Here is a 3,699-nt window from a genome sequence, read left to right on the forward strand (position 1 = left end):
GGCCGACGCCGTGCGCGCAGCCGGGGCGGCGCAGCTGGTGCCGGTGGTGGCGGTCGGTGGAGTCTTGGCCAGCCTGGGTGCGCTGTTGGCGCTGATCGCAGGGATCGGGCGCACCACACTGGCAATGGCCCGGCACCGGGACCTGCCCGGTTGGCTGGCCGCTGTGCATCCGCGCTACCACGTGCCGCATCACGCCGAGATTGCCCTCGGCGTGGTGGTGTGCATCCTGGCGGCCACCGTCGATCTGCGCGGTGTGATCGGCTTCTCGTCCTTCGGAGTACTGATCTACTACGCGATCGCCAACGCGTCGGCCTACACCCAGCCGGCCACCGAACGACGTTGGCCCCGTGTGCTGAACGTGTGCGGGGTCGTCGGCTGTCTGGTGCTGGTCGCCACCTTGCCCTGGCAGTCAGTAGTCGTCGGGCTTGGGGTTTTCGCGATCGGCCTGGCCGGACGCGCTATTGCCCGACGATCGTTCACAGACCCGCAGCGCGAGTGACTTCGGCGAACCGACTGCCCGGCCGACAGTGCTCACGTACCGCGGCCACGTCTTCAGCGATGTCGAAATCGGCCAACTCGTCGAGGAGTGCGACGCCAACACCGTTGCGGCGCAGTGATTTCAGCGTCAACGCTCCGGTGTCCGGCTGGGACATCGGGATCTGGCGCAGACCCTCGGCGAGCGCCGGGGTGCGCACGCCGAGTGCCCACCACCCCCCGTCGCGCGCCAACCCGAGAACGGCCGACGACCCGACCAGGCGTCGTCCACAGTCGGCCAGCAGCTCGGCGCTCACCTGCGGAGTGTCCATGCCGATCTGCAGCACCGGATGGCCGTCGACAGCAGCGGCGTCGGCGTGCGCGTTGGCCAGCCGATCGCCGAAATCCTTGCCGCGCTGGCCGATCACGATAAACGGCTTGAGTCGACGGCGGATTTCGGCAGCGACGACGGCGTCGTCGAGCTCGCCGGTGAGCGCCACCACCCGGGCAGCGACCGCCGCCGCCGCCACCGCGTCGAGGGTGTCCAGCAGCGCGGCGGCGGCGATCTCGGCGGCGATCCGGTCGCCGACCGTCGCAGCCAGCCGGGTTTTGGCCAGACCGGGCACCGGGGCTTTGGCCACCACCAACAGCGTCACCGGCACGACGTTCACGAAATGGCCTTCCAGAAGTCCAGGATCGCGGTCGCACTGCCCCGCAGCGAACCGCTGACCTTGGATTTGCCCCCGATACGAGGCCCGTATGCGACGTCGTGTTCAACCACCCGCCAGCCGGCCGCCGCCGCCCGCACTAGCAATTCAAGCGGATAGCCCGAGCGGCGATCGGCGACGCCCAGGCCCAGCAGCGCGTCTCGCCGAAAGACCCGCATCGGTGCGATGTCGTGCACCGAGAGGCCGTGCCGGGTGCGCAGCCGCCAGCTCATCATCACCGTGCCCAGTCGCGCGACCCAGGGCCAGTGCAACCCGGGCACTGGGCGGCGCCGGCCGATCGCCAGGTCCGCGCCGTGGTCCAGTTCGGCGACCAGCCGGGGCAGGTCAGCGGGATCCAACGACCCGTCTGCGTCGATGACGGCCACGATCGGCGTCGTCGCCGCGACGATCCCAGCGTGCACGGCCGAGCCGTATCCGGGGCGCGGTTCGGCGACCACCCTGGCGCCGTGGCGACGGGCCACCTCGGCGGTGTCATCGGTGCTGTTGTTGTCGACCACCAGCGGGTGGTAGCCGGCGGGGATGGCCGCGAGCACGGACGGCAGCGACTCGGCCTCGTTCATACACGGCAGCACCACTGTGACCAGACCGTCGGGCATGGTCTTCGACGTTAGGGGAATCGCTTGCTGCTCGTGCCGTCAGAAGTGGATGTGATGGCCACCAGTCGTTCCACCGCCGGTCGTTCCGGTCGTGCCGCCGCCGGTCGTCCCACCACCGGTCGTCCCACCACCGGTCGTTCCGGTTGTCCCGCCGCCGGTCGTCCCACCACCAGTCGTCCCACCACCAGTCGTCCCACCACCGGTCGTCCCACCACCGGTCGTCCCGCCACCGGTTGTCCCGCCCGTCGTGCCTGTCGTGGCGCCACCAGTCGTCCCGCCACCGGTTGTCCCGCCACCCGTCGTCGCGCCAGTTGTGCCGCCACCGGTGGTGCCGCCGGTCGTGCCGCCACCAGTCGTCCCGCCCGTCGTGCCTGTCGTGGCGCCAGTTGTGCCGCCACCGGTGGTGCCGCCGGTCGTGGCACCCGTCGTCCCCGTCGTCGCACCGGTGGTGCCGCCGGTCGTTGCACCCGTCGTGCCTGTCGTGGCGCCAGTTGTGCCACCACCGGTGGTGCCGCCGGTCGTCGCACCGGTGGTCCCCGTCGTCGCACCCGTCGTACCGGTCGTCGCGCCCGTCGTGCCGGTCGTGGCACCAGTCGTCCCGGTCGTCGCACCCGTCGTGGTACCGGTCGTGTTGGGGAACGGGATTGGGATTGGAATCGGGATCGGAATCGGCACCAGGTTGGGCGGATTCACGGGGGCCGGAACGTCAGGGGCTGGAGGCACGGCCGGGGCCGGGGGCACGTCGGGGGCCGGTGCGATTCCCTGCTGAGGGCCAGGGCTGGAGACCTCCGGAAGGCCACTGCCCGGGGGTAACACGGCAGCGGGGTTAACGGCGGGCGCTGGCGGCAGCGGCGCCTGCTGCTGAGTTGGCAACGGCGGCATGAACTTTCCCGGCGCGACATTCGGGTGGCCCTGCACCGGCTGTGTGCTCGCGGTCGGGCGGATGGTGATCGTTACCGCGACGGCCAACACAGCGAAACCGATGACCGCAAACGCGACAACGGCATTGCTGATGAGCAAGGACCGTGTGCTGAGCCGCGCAGCGGGTTCCTCGGCGTCATCTTCGGACTCGCTCATCGCATCCATCGGAAGCAGCGCGGACTCGTCAGTCATCGAATAGGCCAACTGCTCGCCCTGCTGGGGACGCATCTGCGTCATCTCTGCAGCTGGCGGAATCGCTGTCGTCTCGTCGGGCAGCCTGACCGCTTGGGTCATCGTCGTCGGTTCCACCGCCATCGCTGCGCCACGCGCGATCGCGAATTCATCCGGAACCTGGACCGGCACCGACGATGTGGCGCGGAGGCGGTTGGCGACGGTGTTGAGCTCAGGCGACGTACCGATCACAAAGACGTCGCCTGCGGCGGCGGCCTCGGCGCCCAGCCGGCTCATCAATGTGTCGAGTGCAGCGGTAGCGTCGGAGCCCTCGATCGGCTGGGCGGCCAGAACGGTCGGGGGCGCTTCGTCGGCGCCCACCATCGACAATGTCGCTGTCTGGTCACCGACTAGCACCACGGCAGTACTGTGCTCCCCCGGACCGCGAGATGTGTTCCGTACCAGTGCCGTTGCCGCCTCCGACTCAGACAACAACGCGATATCCTCCAGGCCGGCGTCGATCAATAGCCGGCGCAGCTCATCGGCTAGCTGCTGATCCGACCAGCACACCCCGGTGGCGACCAGCCGATGGTGTTCGTCTGCGAGTAACCGGTGGGTGCCGACAATGGTGTCGGTCAATTTCTCAATCGGGTGCGCCGTTACGTCAACCGTCGATTGATCGATCACTTCGGGCCCCGCGGGAGTCGACCCGACAAGCGCGATGCGCGCAACCGGACCGGTGACCGCTATCCCAAGAACTGCGTCCACTACCCGGCCTCTTCCTGCGTAATGTCTTAGCAGCATTACAC

Annotated in this window: 4 protein-coding genes; 1 reads left to right on the plus strand and 3 read right to left on the minus strand. The window is 69.2% G+C overall.

The features are described 5' to 3' along the window. Positions 1–499, plus strand: a 499-nt coding sequence (locus tag WAN71_RS06145) for an amino acid permease (RefSeq protein ID WP_422224484.1), incomplete at its 5' end; no start/stop codon positions are given. Here WAN71_RS06145 and WAN71_RS06150 read toward each other — a convergent pair. From WAN71_RS06150 to WAN71_RS06160, 3 genes are all read right to left on the minus strand, one after another. Further along, positions 477–1,145: a TIGR04282 family arsenosugar biosynthesis glycosyltransferase gene (locus WAN71_RS06150; RefSeq protein ID WP_422224485.1), complete on the minus strand. Its 669-nt coding sequence runs from the start codon at positions 1,143–1,145 to the stop codon at positions 477–479. The two genes, WAN71_RS06145 and WAN71_RS06150, sit on opposite strands and share 23 nt — an antisense overlap. Beyond that, the gene (locus tag WAN71_RS06155) at positions 1,142–1,798 is read right to left on the minus strand and encodes a glycosyltransferase family 2 protein (RefSeq protein WP_422224486.1); all 657 of its coding nucleotides are present in this window, start codon (positions 1,796–1,798) and stop codon (positions 1,142–1,144) included. The genes WAN71_RS06150 and WAN71_RS06155 overlap by 4 nt, the downstream gene beginning before the upstream one ends. Before the next feature lie 39 nt (positions 1,799–1,837). Further along, positions 1,838–3,699: hypothetical protein (locus WAN71_RS06160; RefSeq protein ID WP_422224487.1), on the minus strand; the 1,862-nt coding region annotated here is incomplete at its 5' end.

The sequence above is a fragment of the Mycobacterium sp. genome, from assembly GCF_049280035.1.
In the GTDB taxonomy this organism is placed as follows: domain Bacteria; phylum Actinomycetota; class Actinomycetes; order Mycobacteriales; family Mycobacteriaceae; genus Mycobacterium.

Bases quoted from the DNA above. Each gene is read 5' to 3' on its own strand.
- WAN71_RS06155 (WP_422224486.1), bottom strand. From the start codon at position 1,798: ATGCCCGACGGTCTGGTCACAGTGGTGCTGCCGTGTATGAACGAGGCC.